This is a genomic window from Ruegeria sp. AM2 (genome assembly GCF_056540685.1).
This window is the reverse complement of sequence record NZ_JBQFXE010000002.1, coordinates 596904-612064: the sequence shown is the minus strand read 5'-3', so window position 1 is coordinate 612064 and position 15161 is coordinate 596904. Positions and strand designations below refer to the sequence as shown.

The window sequence follows — 15161 nt, the reverse complement described above, 5'->3', positions numbered from 1 at the left end:
CATCTGCGCGTTCGTCAAGTTGGGATGTCCTCTTGACGCTGCCGCACAAGCCTGAGCATGTATGTCCCGACATTATATCGCGGCTCGGGGCTGTATCGCCAGCCCCAAATGCCCAAGCAAAGACAAGTACTCAAATGCTGCTGCTGATCGACAACTATGACTCGTTTACCTACAATCTCGTGCATTATTTGGGCGAGCTTGGGGCAGAAATGGTCGTGCGCCGCAACGATGCGCTCGACGTGCAGGAAGCGATGGCCATGAACCCCGCTGGCATCTTGCTTAGTCCAGGCCCATGCGACCCGGATCAGGCGGGCATTTGCCTTGCGTTGACGCAGGCCGCAGCCGAGACGCAAACACCGCTGATGGGCGTCTGCCTGGGTCATCAGACCATCGGTCAGACCTTCGGTGGCAAAGTGGTGCGGTGCCATGAAATCGTGCATGGCAAAATGGGCCAGATGCACCACACAAGCAAAGGCGTTTTCGCCGGTCTGCCCTCGCCGTTTGAGGCGACACGCTATCACTCACTGATAGTGGACCGCGAAACCTTGCCCGACTGCCTTGAAATCACGGCAGAGTTGGAGGATGGCACGATCATGGGTTTGCAGCACAAAGTGCTACCGATCCACGGTGTTCAGTTCCATCCGGAATCCATCGCGTCTGAGCACGGGCATGCCCTGCTAAAAAATTTCCTGAATGAGATGAAAGTCCCCGCATGAGCGACGCTCTGAAACCGCTGATCGGTGCCGCCGCCGATCGGCCTTTGACCCGTGCCGAAGCTGAGCAGGCTTTTGGCATCCTTTTCGATGGTGCAGCTACGCCCAGCCAGATCGGCGGCCTGCTGATGGCCATGCGGACCCGAGGTGAGACCGTCGATGAATACGCCGCCGCTGCTGCTGTAATGCGGGCCAAGTGTCATGCTGTCACGGCACCCGAGGGCGCAATGGATATCGTCGGGACCGGAGGCGACGGCAAGGGGACACTGAATATTTCGACGGCCACGGCCTTTGTCGTCGCAGGGGCCGGAGTGGTTGTGGCCAAGCACGGCAACCGGAACCTCAGCTCGAAGTCCGGCGCGGCAGATGCGCTGGGGCAGCTCGGTATCAACGTGATGGTCGGCCCGCAAGTCGTTGAAAAGGCTTTGCAAGACGTCGGCATCGGTTTCATGATGGCTCCGATGCATCACCCGGCAATTGCGCATGTGATGCCTTCCCGGCAAGAACTGGGAACGCGCACGATCTTCAACATTCTCGGGCCGCTGACCAACCCTGCCGGCGTGCGGCGTCAATTAACCGGCGCGTTCAGCCGCGATTTGATCCGCCCGATGGCCGAAACTTTGGGCTTGCTCGGTGCCGAACATGCCTGGTTGGTTCACGGGTCCGACGGCACCGACGAATTGACCATCACCGGCGTCAGTTGGGTGGCCTCGGTCGAAGATGGAACCGTTAGAGAGGTCGAAATCCACCCCGAAGACGCGGGCCTGCCCGTTCATCCTTTCGAGGACATCATTGGCGGCACGCCCGAAGAAAACGCCGTAGCCTTCCGCGCTTTGCTGGACGGCGCGCCTTCGGCCTATCGCGACGCGGTTTTGCTGAACGCGGCCGCTGCGTTGGTTGTGGCCGACGCGGCCAGCGACCTGCGCGAAGGTGTCGCCATGGCTGCCGACAGCATCGATAGCGGCCGGGCAAAGGACAAAATTACCGCTCTGGCGCGCATAACACAGGAAGCCGCATGACCGAGACCGTACTGGACAAGATCAAAGCCTACAAACTGGAAGAAGTTGCAGCGGACAAAGCAGAGACGCCTTTGGCAACTCTGGAGGGCGAAGCCAGAAACGCAGGTGAGGCGCGCGGCTTCGCCAAGGCTCTGCAAACGGCAACGCGCACCGGGTACGGTTTGATTGCGGAAGTCAAAAAAGCCAGCCCGTCCAAAGGGTTGATCCGCGAGGATTTTGACCCGCCATCGCTGGCAAACGCCTATGAGGATGGCGGTGCGGCCTGCTTGTCCGTTCTGACCGATACGCCCAGCTTTCAGGGCGCTAAGGAATTTCTGACCGCCGCCCGCGCTGCTTGTTCGCTGCCTGCTTTGCGCAAGGATTTTATGTACGACCCCTATCAGGTCGTCGAAGCGCGAGCCTTGGGGGCCGACTGCATCCTGATCATCATGGCGTCGGTCAGCGACGCGCAAGCGGCTGAGCTGGAGCAAACGGCCTTTGACTGGGGCATGGATGTTCTGATTGAGGTTCATGACGAAGCGGAACTGGAGCGCGCAACCGCCCTCAAGAGCTCTCTGATCGGGATCAATAACCGTAATCTCAAGACGTTCGAGACGACTCTTGATACGACCCGACGGCTGTCGAAATTGGTTCCTGCCGACCGCACAATCGTTTGTGAAAGCGGTTTGAGTTCATCGGCTGATCTGGCCGACATTGCGCGCTATGGCGCGCGCTGTTTCCTGATTGGTGAAAGCCTGATGCGCCAGGACGACGTGGCTGTTGCGACCCGTAATTTGCTGGCCAACCCGCTAATCCCCGGGGTGATGTGATGTCGCTGACCCATTTTGATGCGCAAGGGCAAGCGCATATGGTCGATGTCTCGGACAAGGATGTGACGGACCGTGTGGCCGTGGCGGCAGGACACATCAGGATGGCGCAGGAAACCTTTGAAATCATTTCAGAAGGTCGCGCAAAGAAGGGTGATGTTCTGGGCGTCGCACGGCTGGCCGGGATCATGGGAGCCAAGAAAACACCCGATCTTATCCCGCTTTGCCATCCGCTGCCGGTAACTCGTGTGGCTGTTGAATTGACGCTGGACCCTGACCTACCCGGTGTTCAAATCGAAGCTACCGTCAAAACCACCGGGCAGACCGGAGTGGAGATGGAAGCTCTGACAGCTGTCTCAACCGCCGCGCTGACTGTTTATGACATGACCAAGGCGGTGGATAAGGCGATGGAAATCGGCGGCATCCGCGTTCTTGTTAAGGATGGCGGCAAATCAGGACGTTACGAGGCGCAATGATTTCGGTTGAAGACGCCCGAGCCCTTCTGTTCGATCTGGTGACGACCCTGCCAACCGAGACGGTCCCGTTGGCCGAAGCGTCAGGTCGTGTCTTGGCGCAGGACGTTGCCGCCATGCGGGATCAACCGCCGTTTGCGGCCTCGTCAATGGACGGCTATGCCGTCAAATCTGCTGAAGTTGAATTGCACGCCATGTTCAAAATTGTCGGCGAGGCCGCAGCCGGACGACGCTTTGAAGGCAGTGTTGGACCGGGTCAGGCCGTACGCATTTTCACCGGCGCGCCCATCCCTGAGGGTGCCGATTTCGTTGTTATTCAAGAAGATACCGACCGTCGCGATGATCTTCTAACGATAACAGATGAACCCAGCCCTAAGTCCAACATTCGACCCGCAGGCGTTGACTTTACGACCGGTACCACGATCACGGCTCCACGCAAGCTGCGGCCTGAAGATGTCGCGCTGATGGCCGCGATGAACATCGCCTCAGTTCCTGTGACGCGCAAACCGACTGTCGCCCTAATCTCGACCGGTGACGAACTGGTCATGCCCGGAGAAACCCCCGGCCCTGATCAGATCATTGCGTCAAACACCTTCGGCCTGAAGGCGCTGCTGGAAGATGCCGGGGCGCACGTGCGCATCTTGCCGATTGCCCGAGACACGGTGTCCTCACTGGAAACGGCGTTTGAATTGGCCCAGGGCGCCGATCTTGTGGTGACAATCGGTGGCGCGTCTGTTGGGGAATACGACCTGGTTGCGGACGTTTCCGAGGGCTTGGGCATGGAACGTTCGTTCTACAAGATCAGGATGCGCCCCGGAAAACCCTTGATGGCAGGACGGTTGGGCGATGCCGCTATGGTCGGCCTTCCTGGCAACCCGGTCAGCGCGATGGTCTGTGGGTATCTGTTCTTGCTGCCAATGGTGCGAAAGATGCTTGGGCAGGCCCAAGTTCTAACCCCGTTTCAGCACGCGCGACTGTCGGTCCCGCTCGGCAAGAACGGCCCGCGTGAACACTACATGCGCGCCGTTCTGGATCAAAACGGCATCCGCGCATGCGACGACCAAGACAGTTCATTGCTGAGCGTTCTGGCGCAGGCCAACGCTTTGTTGGTGCGTGAACCGAATGATCCGGAGCGGGCTCAAGGGGATGAGGTTCAGTACCTGCCGATCTAGCCGCGCGCCAAATCCGTTGACACAAAACGTGAACATGCGTAGAACAAAAGAAAACGCATGAGCGACGAGGTGTGAGCGATGCTGACCAAGAAGCAGTTGGATTTGCTGGAATTCATCCATAAACGCGTGCAGGCGGACGGTGTTCCGCCCAGTTTCGACGAAATGAAGGCCGCATTGGACCTCAGATCCAAATCCGGCATTCACCGTCTGATCACTGCGTTGGAGGAACGCGGATTCATTCGCCGCCTTGCCCACCGCGCCCGCGCTATTGAAATCGTCAAGCTACCCGAAAGTCTGGGCGGTGAACCAACCGCCAGCTTCAAGCCTCGCGTGATTGAGGGCGACAAGCCGGATGGTCCACGGCCTGCGAATTTCGAACCAGTCACAGTGGACGCGATGGAATTGCCGGTGATGGGCCGCATCGCTGCAGGCGTTCCGATCGAAGCGATCAGCCACGTGTCGCACCATGTTGCCGTGCCTGGAACGATGGTCTCGGGCAAGGGCGATCACTACGCGCTGGAGGTTCGGGGTGACTCGATGATCGACGCGGGGATCAATGATGGTGATGTGGTTGTAATTCGTGAAACATCGTCCGCGGACAATGGCGACATCGTCGTAGCGCTTGTCGAAGACCAGGAAGCAACGCTCAAGCGGTTCTTCCGCCGCGGCCACGCGATCGCGCTTGAGGCAGCAAATCCGGCCTACGAAACGCGTGTACTGCCCGAGGACAAGGTTAGGGTACAAGGTCGACTGGTCGGCCTGATCCGCAGCTACTGATCTTTTTCATTGCTGCGTTTCTTGGGTGACCACAGGCGTTGGCCTGAAATGTCGGAGGTTGAGACGACCTGACCATTGGCGAACGCCAGACTGCCGGTTTCCTTTAGTCGGCCCAAGTCGAAGATCTGGCAGTTGCCGGCAAGCTCCAAATCAACTGGAGCGATGACGATCTGGTCGCTTTTACACTCGTCAAAGCCGTGCACGGCGCGCTTTCCGATCAAATGAACAAGTTCAAAGTCTCCTAGGTCGAAACGCTGTGCTAGACCCTTTGTTTGCGGCCAGCGGTTAGCAGCATAGGCTTGCGTGACACCGTCGCCGTCGTTTTCCAACCAGACGGATGCGACAAACCCGCTGCCCTTCGACTTGCTAAGAGCACGGCCCGTTTCGGTCATCACACCGACCAGTCCGCCGCTGTCCGCAATCAGGACTTCGGGACGCTGCCCCTGCCCCCACAGCGCCACGGCAGCGAGTGACGGAGCCAGACCCAACCAGCGCGCTTTGCCTTGCCAAAGAAACACCCAAAGCAGGCCCAATGCCATGACCGGAAGCACAAAATCCGGAGGACCTGCGACATAGCCGAGCGAACCGCTCATGCCCGACACCCAGTCTGCCACCCATAATATCCAGCGCAAGCCCCAGCCCATGACGGTCAGTGCGATCCATTCCAATCCCAATGGTGCCAACAAAGCAGCAACAACCGCCGATGGCACGACAACCGATCCCATCACCGGGACCGACAACAAGTTGGCCAACAAACCGTAGTGAGACATCGTATTGAAATGCGCGGCACCGATGGGGGCGGTCGCCAGCCCTGCGATCGCCGAGGACATCACAAGCGCAGCCACGGGTTTTGTCCACTTCGGACCCGGCAGCGGCCCCCAGTCGCGCAACGCGCCAAACACCGCGACCAACGCCGTTGTGGCCGCGAACGACATCTGAAAACCCGGACTGAGCAGACTTTCTGGCCTCAACACCAACACAATCAGCGCAGCAACGGCCACGGCACGCAGCGAGATCGCCCTTCGGTCGATCAGCACAGCCCCCAACATAACGCAGACCATGACAAAAGCCCGCTCGGTGGCCACATTTCCACCCGACATGAGCAAATAGATCGTCGCAGCGACCAACGCGCACACCGCCGCCACTTTTCGCGCCGAAATACGTAGAGCAAGCGGAGGAATCGCGGACAGGCCAATGCGACAGGTCAGAAACACAAATCCGGTCAGAAGACCCATGTGAAGTCCGGAAATGGCCAGCAGATGCGCCAGGTTCGATGCTCTCAGCGCCTTGAGCGTTTGCTGACCCATTCCGCTGCGATCCCCAGTGGTGACGGCCGCTGCGAACCCCCCGACCTCTGCCGGCAACACAGTGCGTACGCGCTGCGATATTGCCATGCGCAAGGCGTTCACGCGCACTCCGGCCAATCCACTCGCGGCTGGCGCCACCTTCAGCACCGGAACTCGGGTGTACCCGACGGCCCCCAATTGTTGGAACCACGCATGTCGACGGAAATCAAAGCCGCCGGGTTCCACTGGCCCCTGCGGCGGCGACAGGTGGGCCGTTGTCATGATCCTTTGGCCGGGGCGCAATTCCACGGTATCACCATGAACCGAGAGTCGGACGCGCTGTGGCCTCTGGGTAGCAGGCACATCCCCGATGCGTACCTGATCCAGCGTGACCCGCAACGCGTCCGACGCAGACCGGTCCAGCGCCACAACCCGCCCCTCGACCGGGCCATAGTAGCGCCATTGCAGAACCGGTTCTGCAACCATGTGCGCGCGCGATCCAGCCAGCAGAAACCCACCGCAGATCAACGCCGCACCGATCGCCAACGGAGCCCAGGCAACAGGAAAAAGCCACGCCGTACCAAACGCGACAATCATCAAGGCCGCGACCCCGATATAAAGGTCTGTTCCCGGCTCGAACCGCAGACTGAAAAACAGACCAATCCCCACCGCCAGACAGACCGGAGACCAGGCCAGCAAATGCCCGCGCTGGTTCAGCAGCGCCATTGCGACACATGTCCGAACACGCATGGTTGCCCCCGTCCTTCCGGCTCGTTAGACAGACGCAAAACTAAGCCCGCCACGGTTACCAAAAGGTTAATCCCAACCATGTCCGATCAGGTCGTCACCCGCTTTGCCCCCTCGCCCACCGGTTTTTTGCACATCGGCGGCGCACGCACGGCTTTGTTCAACTGGCTTTATGCGCGGGGTCGCGGCGGCAAGTTCTTGTTGCGGATCGAAGACACGGATCGTGAGCGTTCGACGCCCGAGGCGACGGCAGCCATTCTGCAAGGGATGAGCTGGCTGGGACTGGACCATGATGGCGACGTGATCAGTCAATTCGAAGGGGCCGCGCGCCATGCCGAAGTTGCGCATCAACTTCTGGACGCGGGCAAGGCCTATAAGTGTTTTTCAACACAAGACGAAATCGCCGCGTTTCGCGAGGAAGCGCGGGCCGAAGGTCGCTCGACCCTGTTTCGCAGTCCGTGGAGGGATGTTCCGACAAGTGACCACCCCGACGCGCCGTTTGTTATTCGCATCAAAGCCCCTCAGGACGGGACCACCGTGATTCGAGATCGGGTGCAGGGAGATGTCAGCATCCGGAACGATCAATTGGACGACATGATCTTGCTGCGCTCGGACGGAACACCTGTCTACATGCTGGCTGTCGTCGTCGATGACCACGACATAGGCGTGACTCATGTGATCCGGGGCGACGACCATCTGAACAACGCCGCGCGCCAGATGATGATTTATGAAGCCATGGGCTGGGACGTACCGGTCTGGGCGCATATCCCGCTGATCCATGGACCTGATGGAAAGAAGCTGTCGAAACGCCACGGCGCTTTGGGTGCGCAAGAGTATCAGGCGATGGGCTATCCCGCCGCTGGAATGCGTAACTATCTTGCCCGCTTGGGCTGGAGCCATGGCGACGACGAGTTTTTTACGGACGCACAAGCCAAAGAGTGGTTCGATCTGGACGGAATTGGCAAAAGTCCCGCGCGGTTCGACATGAAGAAGCTCGAGAATCTGTGCGGGCAACATATCGCCGTGGCCGATGATGCCGCGTTGCGGCAGGAAGTCGAAGCCTATCTGAACGCAGCCAACTTACCTGCCGTAACGGAAACACAATCCGGTGATCTGGAACGTGCGATGTATTGCCTCAAGGATCGGGCGCGCACATTCCCGGAACTGATTGAAAAGGCTCATTTTGTACTCACATCCCGCCCAATTGAACCTGACGAGAAAGCGGCAAAGGCCCTGACTTCTGTATCCGATGGTATACTGAGTGAATTGACGCCGCACGTGCAAAATGCTAGCTGGACGCGAACCGAGCTGGAGGATGCCTTGAATTCGTTTGCAGAAGCGAAAGGGCTGAAGTTTGGCAAGCTGGCGGGTCCACTCAGGGCGGCGCTGGCAGGTCGGGCAGTGACACCTTCGGTTTTTGATATGATGCTTGTGTTGGGGCGGGATGAAACCCTGGCACGGCTTTCTGACGCAGCGAATTAAACCAAAGCTTCACATTTGGGTAACGCTGCTCCGCTAACACCCGGACTGCGCCTTCTGTGCGCAGCCGTTGCCCGCAAGTTCGGACAGCGAACCGAATTGCGCATGAATGAGGAAGGGACAAAATGACCGACAGCAACAAATCAGCCACCCTGACAGTCCATGGCGAGACGTACGAGTTGCCGGTTCATTCGCCGACCGCTGGTCCGGACGTCATCGATATCCGCAAGCTTTATGGTCAGGCGGGTGTGTTCACCTATGATCCCGGTTTTACTTCCACCGCCAGTTGCGACAGCACGATCACTTATATTGACGGCGAAAAGGGTGAGCTGTTGCATCGCGGCTATCCGATCGACCAGCTGGCCGGCAAATCGCACTTCCTCGAAGTGTGTTACCTGTTGCTGTACGGAGAGCTGCCGACCGCGCCAGTTCTTGAGAAATTCGAATCCACGATCACCCGTCACACCATGCTGCACGAACAAATGCAGTATTTCTACCGCGGGTTCCGTCGCGATGCGCACCCGATGGCGATCATGGTGGGTGTTGTAGGCGCAATGTCGGCCTTCTATCACGACTCGACCGATATCTCGGATCCGCATCAGCGCGAGGTTGCATCGCACCGTCTGATCGCCAAGATGCCGACCATTGCGGCCTGGGCTTATAAGTACCACACCGGCCAGCCCTTCGTGTATCCGCGCAACGATCTTGATTATGCGTCGAACTTCCTGCGCATGTGCTTCAGCGTTCCGGCCGAAGAATATGAGGTCAACCCGATCCTCAGCCGCGCAATGGACCGCATCTTTACGTTGCACGCGGACCACGAACAGAACGCCTCGACCTCGACCGTACGCCTGGCATCGTCTTCCGGGGCGAACCCGTTTGCTTGCATCGCCGCCGGTATCGCCTGTCTGTGGGGACCTGCGCATGGTGGTGCGAACCAGGCATGTCTTGAAATGCTGGAAGAGATCGGCTCGGTGGATCGCATCCCCGAGTTTATCGCGCGGGCCAAAGACAAGAACGATCCGTTCCGACTGATGGGCTTTGGTCACCGCGTCTACAAGAACTTTGACCCGCGCGCCAAGGTCATGAAGCAGTCCGCCGACGAAGTGCTGGACCTGCTGGGTATCGAAGACAATCCCAAGCTGCAAGTCGCCAAGGAACTTGAACGCGAGGCGTTGGAAGATCCGTATTTCGCCGAGAAGAAACTGTTCCCGAACGTGGACTTCTATTCCGGCATCATCCTTGAGGCGATGGGCTTCCCGACCTCGATGTTCACTCCGATCTTTGCGCTGTCGCGCACTGTCGGTTGGGTGAGTCAGTGGAAAGAAATGATCGCTGATCCTCAGAACAAGATCGGTCGCCCGCGCCAGCTGTATTTGGGCGAAACCAGCCGCGACTACGTCGACATCGAAAACCGCTGATACAGAGCTAACCCCCGCCGCAAGCGGGGGTTTTTCGTTTCAGAACAGGTTAAGCTGATCCCCGGCCTGCGCTGGCTTGGCAAACAAGTCGCAGCGCAGCGGAGGTGTTTTTGTCGCAAGCCCAAGCCGCTTTACCGCCGCTTTGAACCGCTTCGCGATCAGTTCAGCATAAACCCCTTCGCCCCGCATTCGGTGTCCCCATCGCGGGTCGTAATCGCGACCACCGTGCATCTCACGAAGGTGGGACATAACCTTGGCCGCGCGGTTGGGTTCTTGTTCCAGCAACCAATCTTGCCACAGCTGAGATACCTCGCGCGGCAATCGCAGCATGATCCAGCTGGCCGAGTCCGCGCCAGCCTGCTTGCCAGCCTCCAACAGGTTTTCCAATTCATGATCAGTAAGCCCCGGAATGACAGGAGACGTCATGACGCGAACCGGCACACCTGCCCGAGTCAACCGTTCTATCATGCGCAGACGCCGGCTTGGTGAGGGTGCTCGCGGTTCCATCCGCCGAGACAAGTCGGCGTTCAGCGTTGTTACCGAGATACCGACGCGCACAAGGCCGCGCTGCGCCATCGGCCCCAGAATATCAAGGTCACGTTCGATCAAGGCCCCCTTGGTCACGATCCCGATCGGGTGCCGAAACTCACTTAGGACCTTCAAGCAATCTCTTGTTATTTCTCGCGTCTTTTCGATTGGCTGGTAAGGGTCGGTGTTGGTTCCCAATGCAATTGTAGCCACTTTGTAAGATCGCAAAGACAATTCGCGGCGCAGCACTTCAGCCGCGTTTGGTCGCGCGGTCAAGCGCGTTTCGAAATCCAGACCGGGCGACAGTCCCAAATAGGCGTGTGATGGGCGGGCAAAACAATAAACGCACCCATGTTCGCACCCGCGATAAGGGTTGATGGACCGATCAAACGGAAGGTCCGGCGACTTGTTGTACGTGATTATGCTGCGGGCGATTTCTTCACGCACTTCGGTTCGCAGCGGCGGCAGGTCTTCGGGAATGTCCCATCCGTCTTGTTCTATATCGGTCACCAACCGCTCGAACCGGCCGGCGGTGTTGCGCGTCGCGCCACGTCCTGGGTGGTGTTTCAATACAGACATTTGTTCGCTTTTTGTTCTAATTCTGATGTTAACATATGCGCCCGATTTCGCAATAGCTTGGTCGGGTCCACCGACCCCGGTTTTGACACAGCAACGCCAAACCGGCCCCTGATTTGACGGTGGAAAATGAAAGGAATGCAGGATGATCTTGCAAAATTAGACGTCGCTGTGTGCGATTATTCAGCCTATAGGTCGGTCTCAGATCGACCGAGGTCGCAATCGTCACAGTAGACCTGCGACGAAATGGCCAAAACGGAAAAAACGCCACCACGGGCCGAATGGCCCAAACAGCTCAGGGAAATGCCCCATGTCTGACGAAGAAGACATCGTCCTGTCCGAACTGAACGACGACGAACTGGTCGAACAGATGTTCGATGACCTGTATGACGGTCTGAAGGAAGAGATCGAAGAAGGCGTAAACATCCTGCTGGAACGCGGTTGGATGCCTTACGACATCCTGACAAAAGCTCTGGTCGGTGGAATGACCATCGTTGGCCATGACTTCCGCGACGGCATCCTTTTCGTGCCAGAGGTTTTGCTGGCAGCCAATGCGATGAAGGGTGGCATGTTCATCCTAAAACCTCTGCTGGCCGAAACCGGCGCTCCGCGCGTCGGCAAGATGGTGATTGGCACAGTCAAAGGCGACATCCACGACATCGGCAAGAACCTCGTATCGATGATGATGGAAGGCGCGGGCTTCGAAGTCGTGGATATCGGCATCAACAACCCGGTCGAAAACTACCTGGAAGCTCTGGAAACCGAACAACCGGACATTCTGGGCATGTCCGCACTTCTTACCACGACAATGCCTTACATGAAGGTCGTGATTGATACGCTGATCGAGCAAGGCCTGAGGGAAGAATACATCGTGCTCGTCGGTGGTGCGCCCTTGAACGAAGAGTTTGGCAAGGCCATCGGTGCAGACGCCTATTGTCGGGACGCGGCGGTTGCCGTCGAAACCGCCAAGGAGTTTGTGTCGCGTAAGCACAATCAATTGGCTGGCTAAGCTGTGTCGTTTTGATCGAAAATCAGCCGCCCTGTCTCGGGGCGGCTTTTTTTGTATACTCAGCGCGAACACGACAGCACAGACGTTGGACCGCGCTTCGTCTGTCATTGCATAGAACGGAATCAGATCATGGCGGACACTCCAGTTCCAACAGATGATCACCTGACAACGGAAGGTTACGACGCACCACAAGCGGCAGGTTCCATCCTACTAATCGCATGTGGAGCGCTTGCGCGTGAAATTCTGGATCTAAAAAAGCGCAATGGCTGGGACCACATTGCCCTGACCTGCCTGCCCGCCATTCTGCACGTTTATCCCGACCGCATCACTGAGGCGGTCGAAGAGGCTGTGCTCAAACACCGTGAGAACTATGATCAGATTTTCGTCGTCTACGCTGATTGCGGAACTGGCGGGCTTTTGCAACAGGCTTGCGCGCGTCTGGGCGTGGAAATGGTCCAAGGCCCGCACTGCTATTCATTCTTCGAAGGCAACGCCGCGTTTTCCGCCCAAAGCGAAGATGAAACGACGGCCTTTTACCTGACCGACTTTCTGGCCCGCCAGTTTGATGCCTTTGTGTGGAAGCCGCTGGGCCTGGATCGTCACCCAGAATTGCGGGACATGTATTTCGGGAATTACACAAAGCTTGTCTATCAGGCGCAGACGGAAGATCCGGACCTGACACGCCGTGCAAAGGACTGCGCCGACCGCATGGGCCTGACGTTCGAGCGCAGATTAACCGGCTATGGAGATCTTGAGACGACGCTGTCTGACTGGGCGACCCGCTGACCAGCCGCCTCTGGATGTCTGCGCCTAGGCGCTGGCCAGTGCCACTTCGCGAATGCGTTCGACCATGGCACGCAACCCGTTGGATCGCTGCGCAGACAAATGGTCGTTCAACCCCAGCCTGCCCAACTCGACTGCTGCGTCCACTTTGGGCACGTCGGCAATCGGCAAATCGTTATAAAGCGCCCGAAGAACGGCGATAAGTCCGCGCACGATCAATGCGTCGCTGTCCCCGTCAAACCGAAATTTTCCTTGTTCAAAGACCGGATGCAACCAGACCTGACTGGCGCAACCGTTCACCTTGGTGGCGGGCACTTTGAGCGCATCCTCCAGCGGTTCCATCGCCTTGCCCTGTTCGATGACATGCCGATACCGGTCTTCCCAGTCCTCAAGGAACTCAAAGTCTTCGACGATTTCTTCAAAGGCCGGGCTTGCCATGGTACTTGGGTCCTCGGATTTAGCGATCTCATTTGTGACCTATGCCGAGGCAACCTGCCTGTCCAGCCCCTAGCGCGGCTTTTCAAGTGACCGAATTTGGGATAACCCGTGTGACGTACTATTGCGCAAAGTGTTGGGTCCATGAACAAAACTCTGTCGGTTCTTCTGATTGCAACCATGTCGCTGTCTGCTTGCAACAGTTGGCGAGACTCGCGGGTGAACCCGACCAACTGGTTCGGCGACAGTGCACCATCGCCTGCTGAAACGTCACCCGACGATGCCAATGCACTTGTTCCACAGCAAAGCGAAGCGCGTGGACTACTTGCCCGACCCGAGGCTGAAGACCGGAGCGTACCGATTGCCGTAATTGATGAGCTTCGAATTGATCCGACCCCAAATGGGGCCATCATTTATGCTGCGGGAACGGCTTCCCGCCAAGGTGCCTTTAACGCGCGCCTTGAGCGGATCGATTCCGAAGAAAACTCAAAAAACGGGGTGCTTGAGTATTCATTTCGTGTCGATTATCCCAACTATGCGACACCTCAGGGCACTACGCGCAGCAGGATGGTTTCAGACGCGATCAACGTCAGCCTGAAGGCGCTGGAGGGGATCCGGTTGGTTCGTGTGGTCGGGATACAAAACGCGCTGGAATCACGCCGCCGCTAAGTATCGCGTCACAACGGAACGACGCGAACCGCCTGTCCTTTGGCCGCCAGCGCAATCTTGCCGTCGCACAGCTTAAGCGCGTCTTCTCCGAAAACCTCAAAGCGCCAGCCTGACATAGCGGGCACGTCCCTCTCGCCAGCGGCGATCTGATCCAGTTCGGCACTGGACGCAATGAGCTTGGCGGCCACACCCGAGCTTTCAGTTTTGGATTTCAGCAAAACACGCAACAAGTCAGCAAGGGCCGGATTGACCTTGAGCTTGTCGCGACTGTTATCAACCTTCGGCATCGCATCAGGCGGGCATTCCAGGCCAAGTTTCACCGCAGTTAGAATGCCTTCGGCGATCACCCCTTTACGAGCCTCGCGCAAAAGCAACCGCGAGCCACCCAGGTCGGACGACGACTTGGGCTTGGTCGAAGCCATCTCGATCAGCGCGTCATCCTTGAATACCCGGCTGCGCGGCACGTTATTGTCCTGCGCGTATGCTTCACGAAAATGTGCCAGTTCCCGAACAACGGCCAGAAATCTGGCCGAGTTTGTCCGGGTTTTGACCCGACGCCAGGCATCCTCGGGCCGGATGTCGTAGGTTTCAGGCCGAGTCAGGATTTGCAGCTCTTCCGCCACCCAGTGGCTGCGATTTGTTTTTTCCAGTTCAGCGGCCAGATATTCATAGATTTTCCGCAAATGCGTCACGTCCGCCAACGCATAGGTCTTTTGCGCCTCGGTCAGCGGGCGGCGCGACCAGTCGGTAAAGCGCGAGGTCTTGTCGACCCCTTCGCGGCAGATCTTTCGCACCAAGGTCTCATAGCCGACCTGTTCACCAAAGCCGCAAACCATCGCGGCGACTTGGGTATCGAACAATGGGGTCGGAAACACGCGCGCTTCGACCCAGAAAATCTCTAGGTCCTGTCTGGCAGCGTGAAAAACTTTCACGACGTCCTCATTGGCAAACAGCGCGTAAAGCGGGTCCAGCGACATGCCGTCTGCCAGCGGATCAACCAAAACCGCGCTGTCTTCGCCTTCGGACGGCACGGCCAGCTGTATCAGACATAGCTTCGAGTAATAGGTCCGTTCTCTCAGAAACTCGGTGTCTACTGTGACATAGGGAAACTTTGCGGCAGCCAAACAAAAATCGGCCAGCTCTTGCGTCGTCGTCAGGGTTTTCATTCGTGCTGCTGTTCTTGCTTTTCTTTTTTGTGTCCGCCCGTTGGAGGTTCGTCGCCCCGAGCTGTCGTGCTGACCATAGGCTGAACAGCCCATGTGTGTAAA

At 58.0% G+C, this 15161-nt stretch carries 15 protein-coding genes; 11 read left to right on the top strand and 4 right to left on the bottom strand.

Annotated elements, in window-relative coordinates; translation table 11 throughout:
- Positions 1-134 precede the first annotated feature (134 nt).
- From ACR0CR_RS08595 to lexA, 6 genes are all read left to right on the top strand, one after another.
- Positions 135-716 carry an anthranilate synthase component II gene (locus tag ACR0CR_RS08595; protein ID WP_480598202.1) on the top strand — a complete coding sequence of 194 codons (582 nt, stop codon included), beginning with the start codon at positions 135-137 and terminating at the stop codon, positions 714-716.
- Positions 713-1732, top strand: a complete 1020-nt coding sequence (gene trpD, locus ACR0CR_RS08590; protein WP_480598201.1) for an anthranilate phosphoribosyltransferase — start codon at positions 713-715, stop codon at positions 1730-1732. Before ACR0CR_RS08595 ends, trpD begins: the two co-directional genes overlap by 4 nt.
- Positions 1729-2541, top strand: a complete 813-nt coding sequence (gene trpC / locus ACR0CR_RS08585) for an indole-3-glycerol phosphate synthase TrpC (protein ID WP_480598199.1) — start codon at positions 1729-1731, stop codon at positions 2539-2541. Before trpD ends, trpC begins: the two co-directional genes overlap by 4 nt.
- Positions 2541-3014 (top strand): cyclic pyranopterin monophosphate synthase MoaC, encoded by a 474-nt coding sequence (gene moaC, locus ACR0CR_RS08580; protein WP_480598197.1) that lies wholly within the window; start codon positions 2541-2543, stop codon positions 3012-3014. Before trpC ends, moaC begins: the two co-directional genes overlap by 1 nt.
- Positions 3011-4183, top strand: a complete 1173-nt coding sequence (locus ACR0CR_RS08575) for a molybdopterin molybdotransferase MoeA (RefSeq protein ID WP_480598195.1) — start codon at positions 3011-3013, stop codon at positions 4181-4183. Before moaC ends, ACR0CR_RS08575 begins: the two co-directional genes overlap by 4 nt.
- A 78-nt stretch (positions 4184-4261) precedes the next feature.
- Positions 4262-4960, top strand: coding sequence for a transcriptional repressor LexA (gene lexA, locus ACR0CR_RS08570; RefSeq protein WP_480598193.1), 699 nt, complete (start codon positions 4262-4264; stop codon positions 4958-4960).
- Here the strand turns inward: lexA and ACR0CR_RS08565 are convergent.
- The gene (locus tag ACR0CR_RS08565; protein WP_480598191.1) at positions 4954-6996 is read right to left on the bottom strand and encodes a ComEC/Rec2 family competence protein; all 2043 of its coding nucleotides are present in this window, start codon (positions 6994-6996) and stop codon (positions 4954-4956) included. The two genes, lexA and ACR0CR_RS08565, sit on opposite strands and share 7 nt — an antisense overlap.
- 78 nt (positions 6997-7074) lie before the next feature.
- Here ACR0CR_RS08565 and gltX point away from each other — a divergent pair, with 78 nt between their 5' ends.
- Both gltX and gltA read left to right on the top strand, forming a co-directional pair.
- Positions 7075-8475 (top strand): glutamate--tRNA ligase, encoded by a 1401-nt coding sequence (gene gltX / locus ACR0CR_RS08560; protein ID WP_480598189.1) that lies wholly within the window; start codon positions 7075-7077, stop codon positions 8473-8475.
- Positions 8476-8597: 122 nt separating this feature from the next.
- Positions 8598-9893 (top strand): citrate synthase, encoded by a 1296-nt coding sequence (gene gltA, locus ACR0CR_RS08555; RefSeq protein WP_480598187.1) that lies wholly within the window; start codon positions 8598-8600, stop codon positions 9891-9893.
- 39 nt (positions 9894-9932) lie between these two features.
- On the opposite strand, the gene ACR0CR_RS08550 is transcribed toward gltA, so the two are convergent.
- Positions 9933-11000: a PA0069 family radical SAM protein gene (locus ACR0CR_RS08550; RefSeq protein WP_480598185.1), complete on the bottom strand. Its 1068-nt coding sequence runs from the start codon at positions 10998-11000 to the stop codon at positions 9933-9935.
- Positions 11001-11307: 307 nt separating this feature from the next.
- On the opposite strand from ACR0CR_RS08550, the gene ACR0CR_RS08545 reads away from it, so the two are divergent.
- Positions 11308-12006, top strand: coding sequence for a corrinoid protein (locus tag ACR0CR_RS08545; protein ID WP_480598183.1), 699 nt, complete (start codon positions 11308-11310; stop codon positions 12004-12006).
- 129 nt (positions 12007-12135) lie between these two features.
- Entirely contained in the window at positions 12136-12792 is a 657-nt protein-coding gene (locus ACR0CR_RS08540) for a DUF1638 domain-containing protein (RefSeq protein ID WP_480598181.1), read from the top strand.
- A 24-nt stretch (positions 12793-12816) separates the two neighbouring features.
- Here the strand turns inward: ACR0CR_RS08540 and ACR0CR_RS08535 are convergent, their stop codons facing one another.
- Positions 12817-13227 carry a SufE family protein gene (locus ACR0CR_RS08535; protein ID WP_480598180.1) on the bottom strand — a complete coding sequence of 137 codons (411 nt, stop codon included), beginning with the start codon at positions 13225-13227 and terminating at the stop codon, positions 12817-12819.
- Positions 13228-13368: 141 nt separating this feature from the next.
- Between ACR0CR_RS08535 and ACR0CR_RS08530 the strand changes: the two genes are divergently transcribed.
- A complete protein-coding gene (locus ACR0CR_RS08530) occupies positions 13369-13893 on the top strand; it encodes a hypothetical protein (protein ID WP_480598178.1) in 525 nt (174 codons plus the stop codon).
- A gap of 8 nt (positions 13894-13901) precedes the next feature.
- Here ACR0CR_RS08530 and rnd read toward each other — a convergent pair whose 3' ends face one another.
- Complete coding sequence (gene rnd, locus ACR0CR_RS08525; RefSeq protein WP_480598177.1) at positions 13902-15059, bottom strand: ribonuclease D; 1158 nt, start codon at positions 15057-15059, stop codon at positions 13902-13904.
- Between the last annotated feature and the right edge of the window lie 102 nt (positions 15060-15161).